At 34.4% G+C, this 21,354-nt stretch carries 19 protein-coding genes and 1 pseudogene; 10 read left to right on the forward strand and 10 right to left on the reverse strand.

The window, feature by feature from the left end; all coding sequences use genetic code 11:
* Positions 1 to 8 precede the first annotated feature (8 nt).
* Together NSS71_RS04075 and NSS71_RS04080 are read right to left on the reverse strand one after the other, a co-directional pair.
* Entirely contained in the window at positions 9 to 149 is a 141-nt protein-coding gene (locus tag NSS71_RS04075; RefSeq protein ID WP_156485381.1) for a hypothetical protein, read from the reverse strand.
* Positions 150 to 344: 195 nt separating this feature from the next.
* Positions 345 to 944 (reverse strand): DedA family protein, encoded by a 600-nt coding sequence (locus NSS71_RS04080; protein WP_047940087.1) that lies wholly within the window; start codon positions 942 to 944, stop codon positions 345 to 347.
* 450 nt (positions 945 to 1,394) lie between these two features.
* On the opposite strand from NSS71_RS04080, the gene psiE reads away from it, so the two are divergent.
* Positions 1,395 to 1,823 (forward strand): phosphate-starvation-inducible protein PsiE, encoded by a 429-nt coding sequence (psiE, locus tag NSS71_RS04085; protein WP_341151301.1) that lies wholly within the window; start codon positions 1,395 to 1,397, stop codon positions 1,821 to 1,823.
* Between the two features lie 248 nt (positions 1,824 to 2,071).
* On the opposite strand, the gene NSS71_RS04090 is transcribed toward psiE, so the two are convergent.
* Genes NSS71_RS04090 through NSS71_RS04100 form a run of 3 tightly spaced genes read right to left on the reverse strand, consistent with a single transcriptional unit; the run spans position 2,072 to position 6,892 of the window.
* Positions 2,072 to 3,874: an ABC transporter substrate-binding protein gene (locus tag NSS71_RS04090; protein ID WP_047940090.1), complete on the reverse strand. Its 1,803-nt coding sequence runs from the start codon at positions 3,872 to 3,874 to the stop codon at positions 2,072 to 2,074.
* A 29-nt stretch (positions 3,875 to 3,903) separates the two neighbouring features.
* Complete coding sequence (locus tag NSS71_RS04095; RefSeq protein WP_095257527.1) at positions 3,904 to 5,418, reverse strand: ABC transporter permease; 1,515 nt, start codon at positions 5,416 to 5,418, stop codon at positions 3,904 to 3,906.
* Positions 5,419 to 5,431: 13 nt separating this feature from the next.
* Positions 5,432 to 6,892, reverse strand: coding sequence for an ABC transporter permease (locus tag NSS71_RS04100; RefSeq protein ID WP_445668924.1), 1,461 nt, complete (start codon positions 6,890 to 6,892; stop codon positions 5,432 to 5,434).
* A 135-nt stretch (positions 6,893 to 7,027) separates the two neighbouring features.
* Between NSS71_RS04100 and NSS71_RS04105 the strand changes: the two genes are divergently transcribed.
* On the forward strand, positions 7,028 to 8,758 hold the full coding sequence (locus tag NSS71_RS04105; protein ID WP_047940092.1) for an ABC transporter ATP-binding protein: 1,731 nt from the start codon (positions 7,028 to 7,030) through the stop codon (positions 8,756 to 8,758).
* Positions 8,759 to 9,014: 256 nt separating this feature from the next.
* Positions 9,015 to 9,800, forward strand: a complete 786-nt coding sequence (murI, locus tag NSS71_RS04110) for a glutamate racemase (RefSeq protein WP_095257525.1) — start codon at positions 9,015 to 9,017, stop codon at positions 9,798 to 9,800.
* 100 nt (positions 9,801 to 9,900) lie between these two features.
* Here the strand turns inward: murI and NSS71_RS04115 are convergent, their stop codons facing one another.
* The 3 genes from NSS71_RS04115 to thrC form a co-directional block, all read right to left on the reverse strand.
* Positions 9,901 to 11,145: an MFS transporter gene (locus tag NSS71_RS04115; protein WP_061796619.1), complete on the reverse strand. Its 1,245-nt coding sequence runs from the start codon at positions 11,143 to 11,145 to the stop codon at positions 9,901 to 9,903.
* A 23-nt stretch (positions 11,146 to 11,168) separates the two neighbouring features.
* Positions 11,169 to 12,095, reverse strand: a complete 927-nt coding sequence (locus NSS71_RS04120; protein WP_061796617.1) for a bifunctional helix-turn-helix transcriptional regulator/GNAT family N-acetyltransferase — start codon at positions 12,093 to 12,095, stop codon at positions 11,169 to 11,171.
* 210 nt (positions 12,096 to 12,305) lie between these two features.
* Positions 12,306 to 13,580 (reverse strand): threonine synthase, encoded by a 1,275-nt coding sequence (gene thrC, locus NSS71_RS04125; RefSeq protein ID WP_341151959.1) that lies wholly within the window; start codon positions 13,578 to 13,580, stop codon positions 12,306 to 12,308.
* Positions 13,581 to 13,739: 159 nt separating this feature from the next.
* On the opposite strand from thrC, the gene NSS71_RS04130 reads away from it, so the two are divergent.
* From NSS71_RS04130 to NSS71_RS04155, 6 genes and pseudogenes are all read left to right on the forward strand, one after another.
* Complete coding sequence (locus tag NSS71_RS04130; RefSeq protein ID WP_047940096.1) at positions 13,740 to 14,630, forward strand: LysR family transcriptional regulator; 891 nt, start codon at positions 13,740 to 13,742, stop codon at positions 14,628 to 14,630.
* Positions 14,631 to 14,697: 67 nt separating this feature from the next.
* The gene (locus NSS71_RS04135; protein ID WP_095257522.1) at positions 14,698 to 15,039 is read left to right on the forward strand and encodes a cupin domain-containing protein; all 342 of its coding nucleotides are present in this window, start codon (positions 14,698 to 14,700) and stop codon (positions 15,037 to 15,039) included.
* A gap of 99 nt (positions 15,040 to 15,138) precedes the next feature.
* Positions 15,139 to 15,477 (forward strand): helix-turn-helix domain-containing protein, encoded by a 339-nt coding sequence (locus NSS71_RS04140; RefSeq protein ID WP_095257521.1) that lies wholly within the window; start codon positions 15,139 to 15,141, stop codon positions 15,475 to 15,477.
* Positions 15,478 to 15,670: 193 nt separating this feature from the next.
* Positions 15,671 to 16,027: a YunG family protein gene (locus NSS71_RS04145; RefSeq protein WP_047940099.1), complete on the forward strand. Its 357-nt coding sequence runs from the start codon at positions 15,671 to 15,673 to the stop codon at positions 16,025 to 16,027.
* A 134-nt stretch (positions 16,028 to 16,161) separates the two neighbouring features.
* Positions 16,162 to 16,677, forward strand: a pseudogene (locus tag NSS71_RS04150) (DinB family protein).
* Between the two features lie 574 nt (positions 16,678 to 17,251).
* Positions 17,252 to 18,127 carry a helix-turn-helix transcriptional regulator gene (locus tag NSS71_RS04155; RefSeq protein ID WP_095257520.1) on the forward strand — a complete coding sequence of 292 codons (876 nt, stop codon included), beginning with the start codon at positions 17,252 to 17,254 and terminating at the stop codon, positions 18,125 to 18,127.
* A 499-nt stretch (positions 18,128 to 18,626) separates the two neighbouring features.
* Here NSS71_RS04155 and NSS71_RS04160 read toward each other — a convergent pair whose 3' ends face one another.
* Positions 18,627 to 19,592, reverse strand: coding sequence for an NAD-dependent epimerase/dehydratase family protein (locus NSS71_RS04160; protein WP_341151302.1), 966 nt, complete (start codon positions 19,590 to 19,592; stop codon positions 18,627 to 18,629).
* 69 nt (positions 19,593 to 19,661) lie between these two features.
* A complete protein-coding gene (locus tag NSS71_RS04165) occupies positions 19,662 to 20,168 on the reverse strand; it encodes a TetR/AcrR family transcriptional regulator (protein WP_061796851.1) in 507 nt (168 codons plus the stop codon).
* Positions 20,169 to 20,547: 379 nt separating this feature from the next.
* Between NSS71_RS04165 and NSS71_RS04170 the strand changes: the two genes are divergently transcribed.
* Positions 20,548 to 21,159: a DUF421 domain-containing protein gene (locus NSS71_RS04170; protein ID WP_095257518.1), complete on the forward strand. Its 612-nt coding sequence runs from the start codon at positions 20,548 to 20,550 to the stop codon at positions 21,157 to 21,159.
* Positions 21,160 to 21,354 lie beyond the last annotated feature (195 nt).

Consider the following 21,354-nt stretch of genomic DNA (forward strand, 5'->3'; position numbering starts at 1 on the left):
ATTTTGAATTATTTTCTTTTCGATTCTTGGATGGATACATGTTTTGGCCTTTTTGGATAGGAAGCTTTTCCTGAATCATCTGGACCAGTAAGATTATTTCGTTGATCGAGAACCTTTCCCGTAAACTCAACTGGAATTTCCTTTTTCATCTTTACCACCTCCATTTAATAGGATGGGTAAAAATAAAAATCCAATGACAGGTAAATTTTCCATTTCCGATTTTAGCAGTAATCTCGATAGCGAGCAAAGAGGTATTGCTACTATTCACTTTATCTATTATTACAGGAAAAAAGAAACTAGCTCCAGTATGTTTTAAATACATGCTGGGGCTAGTCTCTTTTCAACTACTGTACCTTCACCTTCATCTTTTTCCTTTTTACAAACAGCCAAATAATAATAAATATTGCGATAGGGATTAATAAATAGTTCGTATATTGACCAAATACTTCGCCCGCTTTTTTCCATTGAGGTCCTAATTTATAGCCCAAATAGACATACATCGCTGTAATGGGAAGCATGGCTAAATAAGTATATATGATAAATTTCCATATATTCATTTTGGCCATTCCACAAGGAATCGAAATAGCCGTTCGGACTAACGGAATAAATCGTCCTAAAAAGGCGATACTTCCACCATATTTTTCAAAAAATTGATCCGATTTAGTAATATGTTCATCCTTTAAGAGAAAAAATTTCTTGAACTTCATAATTGCTGCTCTTCCGCCATAACGGCCTAATGCATATAAAGTGAGTGGTCCCAATACACCGCCGATCGAACCTGCAAAAATAGCCCCATATAAATTCATATCTCCTTCATATACCCAATAGCCAGCTAAAGGTAGTACCAGTTCTGCTGGAACAAATTCAAAAGTTAATGCAAGCATAATACCAAAATACGAAAGTCCTTTAAAGGCCTCTATCATTTGTAAAATCAAGTCTTCTATGGAAATCTCCTCCTATTATTTATGATAACGCAGAATTCAGACTATATCTTTATATGTAAGGCGAAAGTAAGTCCTTTACGTTATAGATTAAGTGTTATTGTTTTCATACCAATAAAGGAAAATTATACTATACAATTGTAAACCTGTCGAATGGGATTTAACATAGCAAAGAAGAGTGAGAAACAGTTATCTCAAAATTGCTATTGTTAATGTCAAAAAATAAAGTTTTAACGAAAGGTCCGAAGACAGAGGTATGGTGAGAGGAAAGATTTACAGCATAATACGTCATTAAGAAAGGGGATTTATATTAGCGATAGCCTGTTTAGGAGCATAGATTTGGAATAAGATGATGTAAATGAGAAGTATTAAAAAGCCTCCTTTTTAATGGTTAATAATAAAAATATGGCTCATATTAAATAGATAACATACCTAATAAAAGGAGCTAGATGGATGCAAAGTGTTAGAGCTAATCTAATCAAGTTTTTTACGCAACTGCCTATATTTTTACAAGTATTATTGAATAGCTGTTTGTTTCTTATAGGGATAACATTGAGTTTTCTTCTTATAAAAGAAACATGGTTTATCTTTTCCTATGTCGCTTTTGTAACAGAGGATGAAAGAGATTATTATTTATTTACTGAGGAACTGCTTACTTTCTTCTTATACTTCGAATTTATAGCTTTAATAATCAAGTATTTTGATTCGCATTTTCATTTTCCATTACGCTATCTCATTTATATTGGTATTACAGCTATAGTAAGATTAATTATTGTGGAGCATGATGCGCCCATTAATGCCTTCTGGTGGGCATTGGCTATTCTTATTTTGATTATTTCATTATTATTAACGAATTTAAGAATTCTCAAGAGAGATTATTAGTAATACTTTTGAAAAAATAAAGGAAGTAATTCTTTAATCAAAAAAATGGTGATGGATAATATGCTAAGCTTCTTGATTCACAATACCTTTGCAAAAAAGGTTAGGGGGAGCATTTTTACTCATAAATAGGAGAGAACACCATCTAAAGTTAATTAGAAGAATATCTATAGAAAAAATGGATGAGAATTTGGTTTTTGGTGGGAAACTCTCTCCATCCTAACTAAAAGATAGGATAGAGAGAGGAATAGTTATTTACCTTCGTTGTACTTTTTTAAATACTCTTTTACTTTATCAGCATCGGCGTTTAACTCATTGCCAGTCTCTACTAATGGACTTACGGTTGAAACTGCTTTAATTTTATTGCCTTGATAATAGTTAATAAAGTCGTCTTGATTAATAGAATACAATACTGCTTTTCTTAAATCATCACTATTCGCTACTTCTCTATTTTTCGTATTGAATAATAAGTAGGTTACACCGTTACTTTCTTGGCGTTGCAGGGTAAGCTTGCTATCTTCTTCCACTAGATTATATTTCGTTTCAGGTACTCCATTGAAAAGGTGAATTTCCCCATTTCGTAAAGAAGAAAGGGCGCTATCAGCATCTGCTATAAAGCGTACTTGAACAGTAGAAATTTTCGGCTCAAAATCGGTACCTTTTTGGTATGCAGGATTCTTTAAGAATACTGCTTCGTAATCATTTTTATAAGAAAGAATATAGGGACCGCTAGCAAATAATGTATTATTATATTTGTCGCCTTCAGTTACTGTATTTTGATCCCCATAAGGAATGTCTTTATTAATGTCAAAGGAAGCTACATCATACGTATTAATACTTTCTACTTGTTTCTTCGAAACGATACCTGCAGATTGATGGGCTAAATAATTTAAAACTTGGGGGAATGGCTCAGTAGTAGTGACTTTAACTACTTGATATTTGCCTTCCTTATTATTTGCATCTTTTTTATCAGAGACTAATTCCGTAATTTCCTTGTCAAGATTTTTTTCTAGTGCTGCTTTTATGGTTGTGCCGCTTCCAGCTTCTTTCGCATTTAATTTTGCTAAATCTGTCACAAGCTCCGTTGTTTTAATATGTTCATGAAGGCTGTATGTACGGTGATCCGGAACAGAATTTTTGTCTTTGGCGCGGTCAAGCGAGAAGATAACATCGTCTGCACCAACTCTTTCTCCAGTGTCAACAGCTTTCTTGTCTTTGATTTGTGCAAAGTTAATATCATCTCTTAGTAAGAAGTAATATTCAGAATTTCCATCAGCGATACTGTAATTATGAGATAGAGATCCTTCCGCAGTGACTTGGTCGTCATCTGTTAAATTAATTAAACGGACATACATATTTGTGTTTAATGTATTAATAGATCCATCATTTCCTTTAATCGGATCAAGAGATGTCAGTGTAGAAATAGCCTGTTGAACAATTAATGGATCCGTATTTCGTTTGGAAGTATCTTTAAAGTCAATTGTTTCCCAAGCGATTGCTCTAGATTTTGCAAGTCGAACAGTTGCTGGATCCAAGACTTCTTTATTTACTCCTTGGGCTTTATAAGAAATGTATAAAGGAGCGATATAAGCTTTATCAAATACTAGTTTTTGTTCTAATTCCTTATATGTTTCTTTATATTCATCCGGTGATTGCGTACTTGCCTTATCAATTAAAGTATCAATGTCTTCATCTGCTAAAATACTATAATCTCCGCCTGTTTTAAAGAGGGAGCGTACTGCATAATCTGGGTTACCTGTTACAGTCGTCCAGCTAGATACCGCAACATCATAATTTCCAGCATCTTGTTGCGCTTTGAAGCTCGCATAGTCTGGTTGAAGATTTAATTTAACATCAAATCCATTTTTTATTAATTGATCTCTTAAAATATTGATGTCAGACTCACTTGTGCTGCTGCCCAAGATTTCAATGGTAGGTTTTGCACTTGTTTTCCCATCATTCCCTTTGTCTTCCTCAACACTTGATTTCGTATTGACACATCCTGCCGCGACTAAAACAAAGACAAGCAAGAAGGCTAATAAACTCTTTTTCATGCAAAATTCCCCCTAAATATATTTTTTTATTAATCTAACTTAGGATCCAATGCATCTCGAAGACCGTCTCCCAAAAAATTGAAGGAAAGGACTAAGGCTATGATGCATAATCCAGGATAAATGGCAAGATAGGAATGGGATTCAAGATAGGCACTCCCGATTTTTAGAATATTCCCCCATTCTGGAATATGCGGTTCAACCCCTAATCCAAGATAGCTTAAACTGCTTGTAGCTATCACAGCACTGCCAATAGTAAGGGTTGACTTAACAATCATCGGTGCAAGCGAGTTTGGAACTGCGTGCCTAAACAGGATGGTAAAATTATTTGCTCCCAATGCTCTTGCGGATTCAATATATTCGAGATTCGTAATCATGAGAATATTTGCTCTCATCGTGCGTGCATATGTTGGGATAGATCCAACACTTAAAGCGATAATGAGGGTGATAGTGTTCGAACCAAATGCGGCAATAATGACAATTGCAAGTAAAATACCAGGAATAGCGTACAATACATCCAATAGTCTCATGATTACGTTATCTGCTCGATTACCATAATAACCAGCTAAGGCACCTAAGAACCCACCGACAAATAATGGAATAATAGTAGATAGAAACCCTACAGTTAATGAAATTCTTGCTCCAAAAATAATTCTAGAAAAAAGGTCTCTACCAAAATCATCTGTACCTAAAGGATAGGCAAGACTGGGTGTCTGAAGGATGGCACCGTAATTATTCTCCATTGCCATATCTTTATCGAATGTCAGATAACTGCATATAGATAAAGCAAACAGAAAAATAATAAAGAATAGGCCAAGCATGGCAGAAGCATTATTGGTTATTTTCCTCCACGTTGTATTCCATCCAGCTTTCCCAGATTGTTTTTCTTTTCTTAAATCACGCAAGAAATTTATTCCTAAAAGAAGGGCAAATAAGTTCCCTGATAGTGCAGTAAGGAACAAGATTAAAGAAAGTACGATAACTTTTGTAGCGTTTAAAGTACTTCTGTCTTTTTTGAATAGAAAATAAAAGACGTAAAGATAAAAAAAAGAAATCGCAATGAGAATATACATGCCTAGTAAAAACGTATCTGCAACATATGGTTTAAACAAATTTAAAGCAGAAACAGCAATCACAAAAAACTGTGTTAGTAGCATGTAAACAGCAAATATATAGTCAATTGATTTGTTTTCTTTAATTAGTAATAGTCCGGATGAAGCAGTAAATACATTCCCAACCAGTACACTTAATAACTGAAAATATCCCCATTTTCTTGTTGATTTTTGAATAGAGCCAAACTGCTTCAGGTTTTGTTTAATCTTCCATGTAATCAATACCTGTATGATTGATACGAATAGATAGGCAGCAAATGCACTTAAGAAAAATGGTTTAATCACAGCTGATGAATAATCAAAGCCATTAATTAAGAAAATGATGGTCAGAATAAGAGAAACGATTAAGGAAAAAACTGCTTGTGAATATTCTAAAGGTACTTTCTGTGCTTGTTTTCTTCGGTAATGTGGTGTATCTACCGTAGTATTAGACATCGTAACACCTGCTTTAATATTGTTTCATTTTCGTACGTATACGTGGGTCAAAGAATGCATACAATACGTCAATTAATAAATTTACTAGGGAAATCGTTATGGCAATATAAACCACTCCGCCCAAAATACTCGGAATATCAGGTATGAATTGCTTATCAACAATAAAGCTTCCTATTCCGCTAATATTAAAAACTTTTTCTGTCACAGCTGCTCCACCAAGCATTCCGCCAAACAATAGACCGATGACGGTAATGACGGGAATCATGGCATTAGTGACAGCGTGCCTCCATATTACAGTTGACTTGCTTAATCCCTTTGCCTTTGCGGTGATAATATAATCTTCATTAATAATCTCAAGGGTAGAAGAACGCATCATCCTGGCAATAGAAGCAGTAAGACCAGTTCCAAGAACGACTGCAGGCATGATAATGGAAATCCAATTATCAGGTACGTATGTAGCTGGAAACCATTTTAATTTAATCGAAAAATTAAGAATAAAGATTAACCCTTGCCAAAAATTTGGAATAGATAAACCGATTAAAGCAATAAACATAAAACTATAATCAAAAATAGAGTTAGGTTTAGTTGCTGAAATAATGCCTATAGGAATCGCAATAAGGATTGCCATAATAAGCGAAATAAAAGCAAGTGTAAATGTGATTGGAAACTTTCTTGCAATACTGTTTGCGACTTCCTCATTTCCTGTGTAGGAATTGCCTAAATCAAAGGTGAAAATTCCTTTAAAGGCTTGTATCAATTGGTGAAAATAAGACTGATCAAGACCATAGATATGATTAAAGTTGGCAATCTGATCTTTCGTTGCTGTTTCCCCAAGGATATTAACTGCCGGATCAAATGGTGAAAAATATAAAATAGTAAAGACAAGAAGTGTTACGCCAAAAATGACAAAAATGCTCATTATTAATCGCTCTAGGATGAACTTTAGATAGGGATTAATACAGATCAGCAAAAATACATACATCAGTAAACCAGGTAAAAACAAAAGGGAAATTATCTTTTTGTTTGTGATGAAAGCTAGGAAGGTTTCTGAAAAGGATACCTTCTTGTTTCCTAACGCAAGCATTTTTTCCTTGCTTCTTTCCATTATGTCCGTTTGAAATTGCTCATTCGCCCATTTTCTTGCTTCTTTATTTAGTTCAGAGTGTGTATGTGCTTGATTGAAAAATTGTACCTTCTTTTCTAGTTGTAAGCGAAATTTTTTATGTAAGCTTTCCCAATGCCCTTCTTTACGTAATTGTTCTTCTATTTCTTCCATAGATTTTTTTGAAGGATCATTCTGTTTCTTGAACAAATACAGGAACAAGGCGAAGAGTGTGAGAGGCAAGCCCAAAATATAGATTGCCCAGCGATAAACAGGTCTTTTTTGAAGCTTTATAAAGCTTTCTTGTACAAGATTACAGAATGCTCTAGTACGATTACTAACGTTGGTGCTTTTTACATGAACAGGTTCCAAAGTATTGTTTCCCCCCTTTTTCTTTAAATTGCATTATTCCGACCTGTATAGTATATTTTATTTGTAGATATCAGAAAAATCAATACATAGTTTGAAAGAAAACGAGAAATAAGAAAAAAGATAGTGGGGGAGATTATGGAAGTAGTATTAAAGGTTGATAATCTGAGAGTCTCATTTACTTCAAATGAACAAGAGCTTGAAGCGGTAAAGGGAGTTAGTTTTGATATTAAAAAGGGAGAGACATTAGGTATAGTTGGGGAGTCCGGTAGTGGAAAGAGCGTAACAGCTCGTTCTATTATGCGACTACTACCATCCCCGCCATCTCACTTGAAAAGTGGCGATATAACATTTTTGGGAGAAAATCTAGCAGAAAAAACGGAAAAAGAAATGGAAGGGATTCGCGGGAAGGATATTGGAATGATATTTCAAGATCCAATGACTTCTTTAAATCCTACGATTAAAGTTGGGAAGCAAATTGCAGAAGGGATTTCTAAGCATCAACGTCTGTCAAAATCACAAGCGAAAAATCAGGCAATGGAATTACTGCGGCTTGTTGGTATAAGGAATCCCGATGAAAGATTTAATCAGTATCCACATGAATTTTCAGGCGGGATGAGGCAGAGAGTAGTAATCGCAATGGCATTGGCTTGCCGGCCAACTCTTCTAATTGCAGATGAGCCAACTACGGCATTAGATGTTACCATTCAGGCTCAGATTCTTGCTTTGATGAAGGAGATGCAGCAGCGATTCGGCACTTCTATCATTCTAATTACACACGATCTCGGAGTAGTGGCAGGAATGTGTGATCGTGTTGTAGTGATGAAAGAAGGAGAAATAGTAGAGACTGGCACAACAGAGGACATTTTTGAGCAGCCCAAGCATGCCTATACAAAAAAGCTGCTAAATGCTTTACCAAGACTTGATGAGAAGAAGAAGGTGAAACGAAAAGTCAGTATAACTTCAGAAGCGCGTCTTCATCCAATCCTTGAGGTTAATTCATTAAACAAGCATTTTGATCTTGGCAAGGGGAAAATATTAAAAGCAGTAGATGACATTAGTTTTCATATCCATGCTGGTGAAACATTAGGGCTTGTGGGAGAATCAGGATCTGGTAAATCAACGACAGGAAGATCGATTTTACGCTTGCATGAGCCAACTAGTGGCGAAACCCTATTTCAGGGAATTCCTGTTAATCGACTAAATAAGAAAGAGTTGAAAATGCTTCGACGTCATATGCAAATTATTTTTCAAGATCCATATGCAAGTCTTAATCCAAGGTTCAAAGTTCTTGATATTATTGGCCAGGCGCTAGATATTCATCAGCTATATAAAGATCCCCATCACCGTTTAAAAAGGGTAGAAGCGTTATTAGAAATGGTAGGGTTGGAAGCTAGTCACGCTTACCGTTATCCACATGAATTTTCAGGCGGGCAAAGGCAAAGAATTGGCATTGCAAGAGCACTGGCAGTGGAGCCATCTTTCATCGTTTGTGACGAACCGTTATCTGCGTTGGATGTGTCCATTCAAGCACAGATAGTAAAGCTCCTAGAAGAATTGCAACAAAAACTGGGTCTTACGTATTTGTTTATTGCTCATGACTTAGCTATGGTGAAACATATTTGTGACAGAGTCGCTGTCATGTATGCAGGGAAAATAGTAGAAATTGCCGAAAGCGAAGAGCTTTATTCCAATCCTTTACACGATTATACGAAGGCATTACTTTCCGCCATCCCAATCCCTGATCCGAAGATAGAAAAAAATAAGAAAAAAATGGATCCAATAGATAATCGACAAGTTAAATATGAGGTGGAGAATACGCTCCTTAAAGAGGTTTCAGCCGGACATTGGGTAGCAATGCCTGTTTAGCATTGCTGCTCTGATAGGAAAATTCATAATATTATACACTTGAGGGACTCCTAATTCATTAGATAGCTTTCATAATTTCGATTTAAAAAATATAATCCATAAAGGTAGTAGACGTTTTTTGTTACATTATAGTTCCGCAAACTCTTCTAACTATAAAGGACAGTTTACCTAAACAAAAGTTAGAACTTAAAAATGTTTAGAAAAAATGGTATTCTTAATAAGTGATATAAATACATAAGAAGAAGGTTGAAAAGTAGTGAGAATAGGATTTTTTGATTCTGGGATTGGTGGAATGAGTGTTCTTCACCAAGCAGTGCGGTTGCTTCCAAATGAGGATTACTTATTTTATGCAGATACCTTACATGTTCCGTATGGTGAAAAATCGAAAGAAGAAGTAAGAGATTATATTTTTAGTGCAGCAGACTTCTTAGCTGATCAAGGCATTAAAGCATTAGTGATTGCCTGTAATACGGCAACGAGTATCGCCGTAGACGATCTTCGCCATAAATATGATTTTCCTATTTTGGGAATTGAACCTGCCGTAAAACCAGCAATTCAAAGTTGTGAAGGAAAACAAAAAAAGGTATTAGTATTGGCAACTAATTTAACTCTTCAAGAAGAAAAATTTCATAATCTTGTCAGAAGTTTGGACCAACATGATATTGTTGACAGTTTAGCTCTTCCTGGTCTTGTCCTATTTGCTGAGAACTTTGAATTCAGGAAAGAGAAAGTAATTCCTTATTTAAAAGAACAATTGGCTTCGTTCGATATCACGCAATATGGAACAATTGTGCTTGGATGTACCCATTTCCCATATTTTGAAAACAGCATAAGAGCAATTTTCCCTGATAATACGAATATAATTTCTGGAAGTATGGGAACAGCAAAGAATTTAAAAAGAATTCTTGAAGAAAAGAATCTAATAAATAAAGAGGGAACTGGCGACGTTACATTTTTCCAATCAGGTATTAAGATAGAAGATCAAGAAACTTTATCAAAGTATAAAAGATTATTAGGAAAATTGGATAAAGTAATATCTTGATTAATTTCGAATAAATTTAGTCAACATAACAGGGTAAATTAATAGAAAGGTAAGCCAGTTTATTAGGCTTACCTTTAATCTTGTAGCTATTTTTGAACGGCTATTTTTCTTTTTGTGTAATCTTATGAGGTTCAGGAAGGAATATGTTTAAGATGGCTGCTCCTACTAAGATTATTATGGAAAAATAAAAAGAAATAGTATAACTACCTGTTTCGTTATAAAAGAAGCCTGGTAAATAGGCGCCCAATGCCGATCCTATTTGATGACTAAGAAATAGCCACCCTAAAATGAATCCAATGGAATATTCCTCAAAATACTGCGTTGCCAGCAATTGAGTTGGAGCAACAGTAGCAAAGTCGACCAATCCAAAGATTACTGCAAATATAAGTAATAATGCAGGATTGTGACTAGACAAGAGAATCCCAATAGATATTGCCCTCATTCCATATAATAGAAATAGCATTTTGCGGCTGCTCCAGCGGTCAGCTATTATACCAGATAGTAAGATACCAATAATATTAAACCCAGCAAGTATACTTACGGCAGCGCTAGTAACACTTGTTGAAAAACCATGATCATGCGAAAATGGTATAAGATGTGTATCCATTAATCCTGTGGTAGTAAAACCACAGATTGCAAAAGGTAAAATTAAAAACCAAAATTGTCTTTTTAGAAAGACATTACCTATGGAAGCGTTTGTGTCTAGAGTCTTTTTTGGAACTGTATCGTCTTCGGCAATTTCGCCGCCAATAGGAACTACCCCTTTTTCTCTAGGATGATTTCGCAAAAATAAAAGAACGATAGGAAAGACAAAAAGCACTAAAAAGACGCCTAAGATAACTACGGTCATTTTCCAATTTAGTAAATGGATCAGCAAAAGAGATCCAGGGACGAGAAGCATTTGTCCTGCACCAAAGCCAGCCTCCATAATTCCAAACGCAAGTCCACGTTTTTCGTTAAACCAATTGGTTACAACTACTGTGGCAGCTACATTGGATGCTCCTCCCACACCGAGAGAAACCATAATTCCATAGAGAAAGAATAACTGCCAGGGATGTGTTACGAAAGCTGTAAGAAAAATACTTATTCCTACTAGGAAAGTACTAAAGGATAAAATGAGACGAGCCCCCCATTTATCTACTAGTCTCCCAATAAGTGGTTGAGACAGCCCATAGATGACAAAACTCAAAGTAGAGATAAGAGAAATGGTTCCTCTATCCATGGAAAAATCTGTTTCCCATGGCTCAACAAATGCTCCAAATGAAAGGCGAACACCTTGAACGGCTAAAAAAGTCAAAAATGTAACAAAAACAATAATCCATGCGTAATGAAATGTTCTTTGCATATTTACCCCTCAAATAATAGTGATTAGCTTTTTTTAAGATCTAAATCCCAGCGTTCTTCTATTAAATCGGCTCCCCACAAAGACTTTTTCTCTTGTATTTCCATTATTTCAAATCCGAATTTTTTATATAGTGGTCTGGCTGTCACCATATCACTAACGGTCCAAAGAAAAATTCGTTCATAATCATGATCTTTACAGTATTGGATAAGAGCGTTAATAAGTTGGGTGCCGATTCCTTTTTTGTGAAAGGATGGATTTACTAAAAACCATCTTAACTGTCCTACTTTATTGCCATCATTCACTAAGCCAATACAGCCTGCAAATTCACGATTTATTTCTGCAATCCAGATTCTTTCGATATCAGCATGAAATGTCTCCTCAAGATAGGCTAAAAAACTATAATCCCATTTATGGACTTGATTATAAAATAACCATTGTTGTTTAATCATGTTGTTAATATCTTCTAAAGTATAATAACTTCTAATAGAAACGGCTTCCTCGTTTTTTTCGTTAAATGAGGCAGAAAGAATTTCTTGGATTGTACACATGGAGGCTATCAGCTTTTGCTGCTGTTCAGGGTTCAAAGATTCGCGTATGTATTCTACTTGCTGATTAGCTTTTTTCTCCAACTCTTTGTAAATCAATTCCCCATGACTGGTAACATATAAAAGATGATTACGGCCATCATCTTTACATTTTTGCTTATAAACCATTTTCTCTTTTTCGAATTTTTTGATAATTCTACTTACATAACCGCCATCTAAATCTAATCTTTCTTGAATATTTTTGGCTGTACAATTTTCTGTATTATAAATTTCAAAGAGAATACGAGTTTCTGTTAATGAAAAAGGGCTATTATAGATATGTTCATTAAGGAACCCTAAAACATCTGTGTAAAATCTATTGAATTTTCTGAATTCAAATCCAAACTTACTCTGCACATCTATCATTTTTAACACCTCATTTAATAGTATAATGTCATTATTTTCTTATTCTAGCCAAAATGCTTGCTTAAGTCAACTATTTATCGAGCGTTATTTAAAAAAATTAAATAGGATATACAAATGTAGTAATAAAAACGTTCCTGTAGAGGTAGGAACGTTTTTGTTAAAGTAGATTCATAAAAAGAATTTCGATCAGCCGTCAAGTTCTTTCGACTTTCATTTTTCACCGTTCATGCTATTAGTTATGCTGTTTCGTGATAGATTGGTATGATGGATGGTATTTTTATAGGTGGCATTGGTATTTTCCTCATGATGGTAGTACTTTAAAACATCCGTGTCTTTGAGAATATTTCCAGTCAGAATACATAAGGCGGATTCTTCTTTATCAATTACCTGCTTAGAAACTAAATTGCGCAGTCCGGCAATTGTTGCCGCTGAAGCAGGCTCACAGCCAATTCCACTTTTATCAATCATAGCTTTAGCATCAAGAATTTCCTCATCCGTTACAGATATAGTAACTCCCTGTGTTTGCAATAGAGTTTGCAGCGCTTTTTTCCAGCTTGGTGGATTACCGATATTCAACGCAGAAGCACGAGTGTATGGAACAGGCTCAGGAATAAGTTCCTTTTGTTGTTGGGACACCATTTTATGAAACGGACTAGCACCTTCTGCTTGAACAACTGCCACTCGCGGCATTTTCTTTATTAATCCCAGCGTATATAAATCAGATAATCCTTTTCCTAATGCTGTTGCATTGCTTAAAGCACCACCAGGAACGATTATCCATTCAGGTAGTTCCCAGTTTAAATACTGTGCGATTTCATAAATAATACTTTTTTGTCCTTCTATTCTAAATGGATTGATAGAATTACAAACATATAATTCAAGTTCATTGCTATATTTTTCCAAAAAATGAATGCCGTCATCATAAGTCCCCGGAAAACTAAACACTTTTGCACCATAAGAAACTGTCTGCAGAACCTTATTTAAAGAGATATCTTTATCTGGGACGAACACATAAGAATCTGCGTTAGCAATGGATGCGTACATCGCTAAAGAAGAAGAAGTATTCCCGGTTGACGTACAAGTGAACTTCTTATACCCTAAGGAGTTGCCATGAGAAACAGCAACAGTCATGCCGTTATCTTTAAATGAACCACTAGGGTTCTCACTTTGTGCCTTGATATAAACTTGTTTAAGCCCTGTATAAGTTTGTAGTAATTCTGACGCATATAATCCTGTATTCCCTTCATATTTTGTGACAATAAAGTTATCAGGCAACTCAGGAAAGATTAACTCTTTGTATCTCCATACACCACTTGCATAAGGTGTCATCCGCTCAGAAAGACGTTCTTTAAATAAATGCTTTAATAAGTCAGCATCATAATGTTGAAAGTCATGCACAATATCAAGCAGACCGCCGCATGAACAATGATATACAAACTCGTTTGAAGTAGATTCTTTCTTACACTCAATACATACAAATTTCATCATTATTTGGGTATCTTGTAGATCCCATTCACCTCTTTAAAAGAAAATTTTTATTGCGAATTAGTTTTTGTAATTTTAGAATAAAAGAAAATAATAAATAAATCTAATATATATTTATTTGTCATTGATAACTTTTATCTATGAATCTAGAGGTGTAATATGAATCTTCACGCTTTGAAGCTATTTCACATTGTTGCTGAAAAAGGAAATGTTACTCGTGCTGCAGAGGAGCTGAATATAAGTCAACCTGCTGTAACAGCACAAATAAAAAAATTAGAACAAGAGATAGGGATGACTTTATTAGCTCCAAAAGGGAGGGGGATTTTATTAACGGAAGCAGGGATTGAACTTGCCAAACACGCTAAAAGAGTGTTTTCTCTTGAAGGAGAAATGGAAGTATATCTTGAACAATATAAAAATGGGTCGATCGGAAAGCTGCGCATTGTTGCAACCTATCTTCCAGCAAATTTCCTGCTGCCTAAATGGCTTGCAAAATATAAGCGAAGATATCCTGAGGTTGAAGTAGAATTAACTACTACTAATTCGCTTAAAGCGATGGATCAATTAATTAATTATCAGGCAGAAATAGCTTTCATCGGTGGGAAAAGAGAATTCCATCCATTTCTAACCAGAAGAGAATTATTTGAAGATGAAATGTGGTTTGTAGTGCACAAACACCATAAGTTTGCTTTAAAAAAGGTTACATTAGATCAAATTATGTGCGAGCCATTTGTATTTAGAGAAAAGGGCAGTTCTGCACGTGAAAAGTTGGTTTCGCTATGTACAATAAACAGCATTAATCAACCAACCGTCGGCTTACAAATTAATGGATTAAATGAAGCGATTAGGGTTGTCATGGAAGGTTATGGGGTTACTTTTGCCTCGTCTCTAGAAGTTAAAGAATATATTGCTCGTGGAGATTTAGCAAAGGTGAATGTAGAAGGGATTGAGTTAAAAAACCCTATCTCCATCTGCAGGAGAAGAGAAGATGAACTTTCAATGCCTGCCCAACATTTCATCCAAATGGTTATGAATGACGAGAATAATTAACTCGCAGTTAAAGAGGAAGAAGGATGGATGGAGTTGTGTTATTAATATAAGGGGGGAGAGAAAAAGAGTGAAAAAAAATAAAAGCAATGCGGAACATTACCTATGGGGAGATAATTGTGATGGATGGCATTTAGTGAAGAATCAAGATTTGAGTATAATTCATGAACGTATGCCTGCTCATACATCAGAAGTAAGACATTATCATCAACACGCGCGCCAGTTTTTCTATGTTTTATCAGGAGTAGCAACGATTGAAGTTGACGGCAAAGAAATAACTTTAAAACCGCACGAGGGAATAGAGGTTCCACCTTTAGTGCCACACCAGATGTTTAATAAATCAAATAATGAAGTAGAGTTTTTGGTGACTTCTCAACCGACAAGTAAAGGAGATAGGATTTTAGTGGATTAAAAGATTTATAATGAGCCTTCTCTAGTAGAGTATGGAGTAGAGAGAAATGGTTGATATACATTATTTAATAAGGAAAATTACGTTATGGAGGGTTGAAGCGTGAAACAGAAAACCTATATAGTTGGTGTATTAATATTGGGAATAGCAATAGTATTAGCTGCATTTATTTTAAGTGATAACTTTAAAGATTTAGAGAATAAAACCACTAATAAGCAAGCTATCCCTGATTTAATGACAATCACTCAACTTTCCGAATATCTTCAGATAAGTGAGGAAGCGATAGGAAAAATCATAAAGGAAGATGATTTGGAAAGGGCTAAATTAAGTAGTTATGATACATATCAATTTATTCCCTACTTAAAAATCGATAATCAAAAAAGGTTTATGAAATCGGAAATTGATGAATGGTTAAAGTATAAGAATGTTCAACACGAATAGACATTTTATTTCAATATGTTAAAATCTGCGAATTGGTTATTCATTAATCTGAGAAGGTTTCCCATCATTTTCTTTTTGCAAAATTTTTTTGAAAGTAACAGGCAAGATTGCTTTGAAAACAATAGATGAATTGATTAATGGAATAATGCCAATAAGGAAAAATACGCTTTTGTAAAAGGGGGAACTGAATTATATGGAGAATATCTCATTAAAAATAAAACAGATTGAAGAAGCTCTGTATAAATCTTGGTCTTTAGAATCAAGTTCAAAATGGAGTGAGGACAATCCAGCAAAGGGACATTGTGGTGTAACCACATTAGTAGTAAATGATATATTAGGTGGAGAAATTAAAAAAACTAAACTTCCTGATGGATGGCATTTTTATAATGTTTTGAATGGAAAACGATACGATTTTACAGCATCTCAATTTAGAGAAGCTATCGTATACTTAGATAGTCCTTCAAACAGAGAAGAAGCATATATGGATACAAATGAGAAACAGTATAATTATTTAAAACAAAGGGTTTTAAAAAACTTAGATATTATTTGAACTAATGATGCTTTCCTTAGAGTGTTTGGAAGATAGTTTCTTATGGTGTACAACGGAGTATGTCAGTTCCATAGGAAAAATTCAACATGAAAAACAATTATGGATTATATTGGTATATAAAGAGGAGAATTAGGATGATATTAGATTTAAAGGGAGATTCGCAAATGGATCCTATCGTGGGTATGCTATATTCCATGGTAGAAAATAATTATCAAAGACTCAAATCAATTGTGGCTGGTATGGATCAATAGGAGCTAGAATATAAAGGTCCAAGTCAAAATGACAATAGTACGGCTCAATTGCTGAGACATTTAATGTATGTTGACTTAAATTGGGTCTATCGAATAAGAGGAAAGGTAATTCCCAAAGAACTTGAAGATAGATATAGACCAATGTTAGATAAAAATAATCAATTACCGCAAGTTACAGATATTTCATTAGAAGTACTTCTAAACGAATATGATTATGTTTTATCTTTGCTTAAATCTGTATGCCGCCAGCTAACGGATAAAGATTTACTTCAAACAGTGGAATATGAAGATGGAAACGATGCAACCATTCAATGGGGGATTTGGCATCTGGCGGACCATAACAGATATCATCAAGCACATATTAATCAATTGCGAAAATGGTTCAATACATACAATTAAAAGATTTATGTACCATAAAGAGATAATAATAGTGGATTTCAATAGAAGAGGTGGAAATAAAATAGATAATGTAAAGAGAACAAGCGCTAATTTAGTAGTGAAACCAATTCGTTTCATTAGTTCCATATTTTTTCAACCCTTAAACATTGTTAGTAGGAATAATGGAGCAGGCAGAATACACATGGATTCCTTGGAAGCTGTTTTAGAGCCTGCAGGTGAAGAAAGACCGTGTCTTAAAACTTTAAAACCTATAAAAGCGAAGTGTATCCAATCTGCAGGGATTACCACCAGTTTTCTTTCTTAAAATAAATTACCCCGAACAGTTATACGAAAATTCTTCGTATAATTGTTCGTTTTTTTATTTGGTTGGAATATTATTCCCAAGAACCTTACAGTTACTTGTTCCCTTTTTCATATTCGCCTTTAAATCGGTATAATAGGAACGATTGTTCTAATTGTAAACCAACCTATCCACAAGAGAAAATCTCTACCGATTAAAAACATAATTAAGCTAGCAAATAATATCAAAAAATATAATCGGTTATCCTCTAATATTATAAGTGAGGTGAGTAAAGTGTATCGCAAAGTAGCTCAAGATGTAATTTGTTTTCTAGAAGACTATTTGTTAGAAGATTGGCATTTAGAGGATTATGCATCAAAAATCGGTTATTCAAAATTTCACTTATCACGAATCTTTAAAGAGGAAACTGGATTGACGATAAGTGAATATATTCGAAAACGAAGACTGGCAACAGCAGCAATGCAATTATTATATTCAGATGAATCGCTAATTGACATTGCGTTTAAATTACATTTTCAGTCACAAGAAGCTTTCACACGTTCTTTTAAAGAGCTATATACTATGCCGCCAGGAAAATACCGCAGAGTAATGCGAATACTTCAAGGAATGGAGGAAAAAGTGATGAGTGATCATACAATAATTAAAGGATGGAATTTAAGCGGTTCAAACCCAGCATTATATGAAATGAGAACAGATGAACAAGTATTTCATACAGGTACGAAATCAGGCTTGCTGACTTCAAAAGCAGATATAGGAGAAGGACAATTTGGAACAATGATGCAAAGTTTTTCTGCAGATAATTGGAAAGGAAAACGTATTAAAATGTCTTGCTTTATAAAGACAGAAGAAGTTAGAAAGTGTGGAGTCTGGTGTCGAGTAGACAATGCTTTAGGCGATGTAATCCAATTTGATAATATGGACGATCGGCCGATAGAAGGTACAACAGATTGGAACTTTTATACGATAGTTTTAGATGTTACGAAAGAAAGTAAATCGATCCACTTCGGAGTCCTGCTAACAGGAACAGGCAAAGTATGGGCTGATGGTTTTAAATTTGAAGAAGTAAATCTTTCTGTGCCATCGAATAATATGCTGATACGAGATACTTTACCACTAGAGCCAATTAATTTAGATTTTAATGAAGGCTGATGGATTTTTGTATTCGTTATTGATTTCCTGCTACTTTCTACGTCACGGCTGATCGGCCTATTATTACTGGAAAGATTGTATTAGCACATCTTAATGAGTTCCATGATTACTACAAATAAAGGCACTGGAAGAGGAAGCTAAAGCTTATTGGAATAAAGGATAAAGCTGAAGCTTATATTGCAAAACGAAATAGCCAAATTGTAAAGATGAATAATCGTTCATAAAATTAATTAGTTCCAAAAAATAAAGCAGCTTGAAGACAAGATAATTCCTATTGGTATCAGGGCAACAGCGTGAACTACACGAGGGTTTAGCATTGATTTAGTAGTAAGATACGTGTATTCACGCTGTTGGTATTAGAAATAAACCTTCATGAAACTGCAGCCTTAAAAAATGAGAATGAATATAAGAATCTTTCTTTAGTATTTCTGTTTAATTATTGGAATTTATTTAGAAGCTAGAATAATTATATCCTAAATTCGCTCAATATCTGAATATATTATTTGGCTGACTGAGTGTCTTTTTGAATGGAGCGAATTGTTTCGGCTATACCTACTTCAAATGAAGTTTGGATTAAGGAACCAATTGTCTTTTTATACTTGCTGCCATCTAAGTAAACAGGAGTTTCTGTTAAATAAGACATTTCAACCAGCTCTTTCATGACAGGGCTGAATATTCCAATCAGCTTTAACATGTATCTTGTTAAGGGGATTACCGGAGCAGATTTTCCTGCTGTAGATTGAGCTATCTGGATAAGTCTCTTGCCGGTTATAGTGTTTCCTGGGATATTCCAGTTTTGTCCGTATGCATCATTATTCATAGCAAGTTCTATTATCATTTTTGCCGCATCGGGTAGATATACATACTCTCTTGGAATAGAAAGAGAACCAATATAAGAAGATAATTTTCCTTTCGCTATATTTACCAACGTCATCCCTAAATAGGAGTTGAAATTTGTTGTAGGGCCATAATAATCTGGAAGTCTTATAATCATTGTTTCGGCCTTTATCCACTCATTACTGAAAATTAGTTTTTCTAATTCAAGTTTAACTTTTCCCTTCTTTGTATGGGGGTTTTTAGGATGTTCCTCATCGACTAATGGGGTTCTGGCTTTTCCATAGGGATATATTCCATCAATAAATACGATTTTTTTGCTAAGTTTATCTGCAGCAGTCATGACAGCCTTTCCTAAAGGGATTTGAGAATGATGCATTTCCACATATGGAACAGCTGCACATTGAAAAATTACATCAGCATCTTTAGCAGCATCATAAATACTGTTATAGTCAAAGGCATTTCCTGATTCCAATGTCAATAAATGGCTATTACCCAATTTTTCTTTTAAGCTATGAAGTTTTTCCATAGATCTACCAAAAGCTATCGTTTTAATTCCTCTATTTAGTAATTCCTCTGTAATGGCAGCTCCAGTACCGCCGGTTGCACCTAATACAATAACATTTTTCATAATAAGTTCAGCCTTTCTATTTTATTTAGTGATTGATCAATAACTATTTTTTAATAAAATAGACGATAGTTAGTCGTCTATTTCCATTAATTTTGGCAAATTTAAAGCTAGGGATATGTTACACAGCATTCCACGGGCTAAAAATAATAAAGTTTTTTCAGAGGGGTTAGAGACACCAGCTGTTTGAAAGGCTGTATATACGATGGATTGTATCTTTAAAAACTCCTCTTGCATAAGCGTAACGATATTAGTTTCTCTTATTGTTTGAGCCTGCATTTGCAGCAAGATTTCATTTTCATAATTCCTCATAATTTCTTCATAAGCCTGAATAAGTTCTATTTCTAGATTTTCTACAGAAGCAGATTGGATAACTTGTGAAAAAGCAGCTTGAATTCTAGACCACGATAATTTTAAGGCTTCTTCTAGTAATAGTTCTTTTGAAGAAAAAAAACGGAATATATAGGGCTGAGAAATCTCTGCTTTATTTGCAACCTTCATTGTTGTTGCCCGGTAATATCCTTCTTGCGCAAACACTTCAATGGCAGCAGATAAAATTTCATCTCGGCGATTACTCATATTTTGCTTTTCTTTCAAAAAACTCCCACCTTTTAGTTAGTGATTAATCAATTACTAACTAAAATATAATAGATAATTTTTAAAAAATCAAGCGTAAAAGAATAAAATTTTGTTTTTTGCACCTAGGGAGTGAATTCTAAAAAAGTGGACTTAGCTTAATTTAAGTTGAATAAAAAACATTCATACATAGAGAACTAGATTTATTAAGAAAAGTGAATAGCTTATTAATTTCTCTACAAACTACTTAAAGAATAATAAATTTAAGGATGGTAATGCATAAATGGGAGATATTTTTTTTATTACTATACTGAAGAGTATTGTAATATATATTTTAGCATTATTTCTCAGTCGAAAAATCGGTACCAGATTTATATCACAGATGAATTTTGTTGATTTTGTTATGGCAGTTTCAATGGGGTCATTAATTGCAAATGATTTTATTAATGAAGATTTTCCTACACTATCAGCCACCACTGCTTTTATAATGTTTGCTATCTTAACAGTATTATCTAGTTATTTAGGCTTGAAAAGTTGGAAGTTAAGGAAATTAATCAATTCTGAATCAGTTACATTGGTTAAAAACGGGATAATTGTGTATGAGAATATGAAGCAAATGAAGTTAACGATAAATGAATTAATGATGAAATTAAGGTCGAAAGATGTCTTTCATATTGCCGATGTAGAATTTGCCATACTGGAAACTGACGGTAGTTTATCTGTATTGCTCAATTCAGATAAGCGACCACTTACGCCTTTCGATATACACATTCAAACAACAAGTTCAATTATCAAAAAGGATATTATCATTGATGGAGAATTATTGGAGGAAAACTTAACAACTGCTGGTTTAGATAAGGAATGGTTGACAGCTGAATTAAGGAAGCAAAAAATTACGAGTTGTTCAGAGATTTTCTATGCGGGAGTAGACAATACTAATAATTTGTATATATCTAAGAAGAATATTTCTAGTAAAGAAGCACATGGGAAATAGAGCAATTTGATCTCAGCAGATTGTGTACTGTCCCCAAAAGGTTAGGGTAAAAGACCAACTTTTGGGAGAAACTAGCGTGAAGCTCTTTTTTTATTTAGACGTCTGCCTATTCTATTATAAAAGGAAGAGATAGTTTGATTTTTAGCTATACTATTTAGCTGCTGCAAGAATAATGAACTTATCTAAGAGGTGTTT

Source organism: Niallia sp. FSL W8-0951, from assembly GCF_038006525.1.
GTDB classification, from domain to species: Bacteria; Bacillota; Bacilli; order Bacillales; family Cytobacillaceae; genus Niallia; species Niallia circulans.

Bases quoted from the DNA above. Each gene is read 5' to 3' on its own strand.
- NSS71_RS04075 (WP_156485381.1), bottom strand. From the start codon at position 149: ATGAAAAAGGAAATTCCAGTTGAGTTTACGGGAAAGGTTCTCGATCAA.
- psiE (WP_341151301.1), top strand. From the start codon at position 1,395: ATGCAAAGTGTTAGAGCTAATCTAATCAAGTTTTTTACGCAACTGCCT.
- NSS71_RS04090 (WP_047940090.1), bottom strand. From the start codon at position 3,874: ATGAAAAAGAGTTTATTAGCCTTCTTGCTTGTCTTTGTTTTAGTCGCG.
- NSS71_RS04095 (WP_095257527.1), bottom strand. From the start codon at position 5,418: ATGTCTAATACTACGGTAGATACACCACATTACCGAAGAAAACAAGCA.
- NSS71_RS04105 (WP_047940092.1), top strand. From the start codon at position 7,028: ATGGAAGTAGTATTAAAGGTTGATAATCTGAGAGTCTCATTTACTTCA.
- NSS71_RS04115 (WP_061796619.1), bottom strand. From the start codon at position 11,145: ATGCAAAGAACATTTCATTACGCATGGATTATTGTTTTTGTTACATTT.
- NSS71_RS04120 (WP_061796617.1), bottom strand. From the start codon at position 12,095: ATGATAGATGTGCAGAGTAAGTTTGGATTTGAATTCAGAAAATTCAAT.
- thrC (WP_341151959.1), bottom strand. From the start codon at position 13,580: ATGAAATTTGTATGTATTGAGTGTAAGAAAGAATCTACTTCAAACGAG.
- NSS71_RS04130 (WP_047940096.1), top strand. From the start codon at position 13,740: ATGAATCTTCACGCTTTGAAGCTATTTCACATTGTTGCTGAAAAAGGA.
- NSS71_RS04145 (WP_047940099.1), top strand. From the start codon at position 15,671: ATGGAGAATATCTCATTAAAAATAAAACAGATTGAAGAAGCTCTGTAT.
- NSS71_RS04160 (WP_341151302.1), bottom strand. From the start codon at position 19,592: ATGAAAAATGTTATTGTATTAGGTGCAACCGGCGGTACTGGAGCTGCC.
- NSS71_RS04165 (WP_061796851.1), bottom strand. From the start codon at position 20,168: ATGAGTAATCGCCGAGATGAAATTTTATCTGCTGCCATTGAAGTGTTT.
- NSS71_RS04170 (WP_095257518.1), top strand. From the start codon at position 20,548: ATGAATTTTGTTGATTTTGTTATGGCAGTTTCAATGGGGTCATTAATT.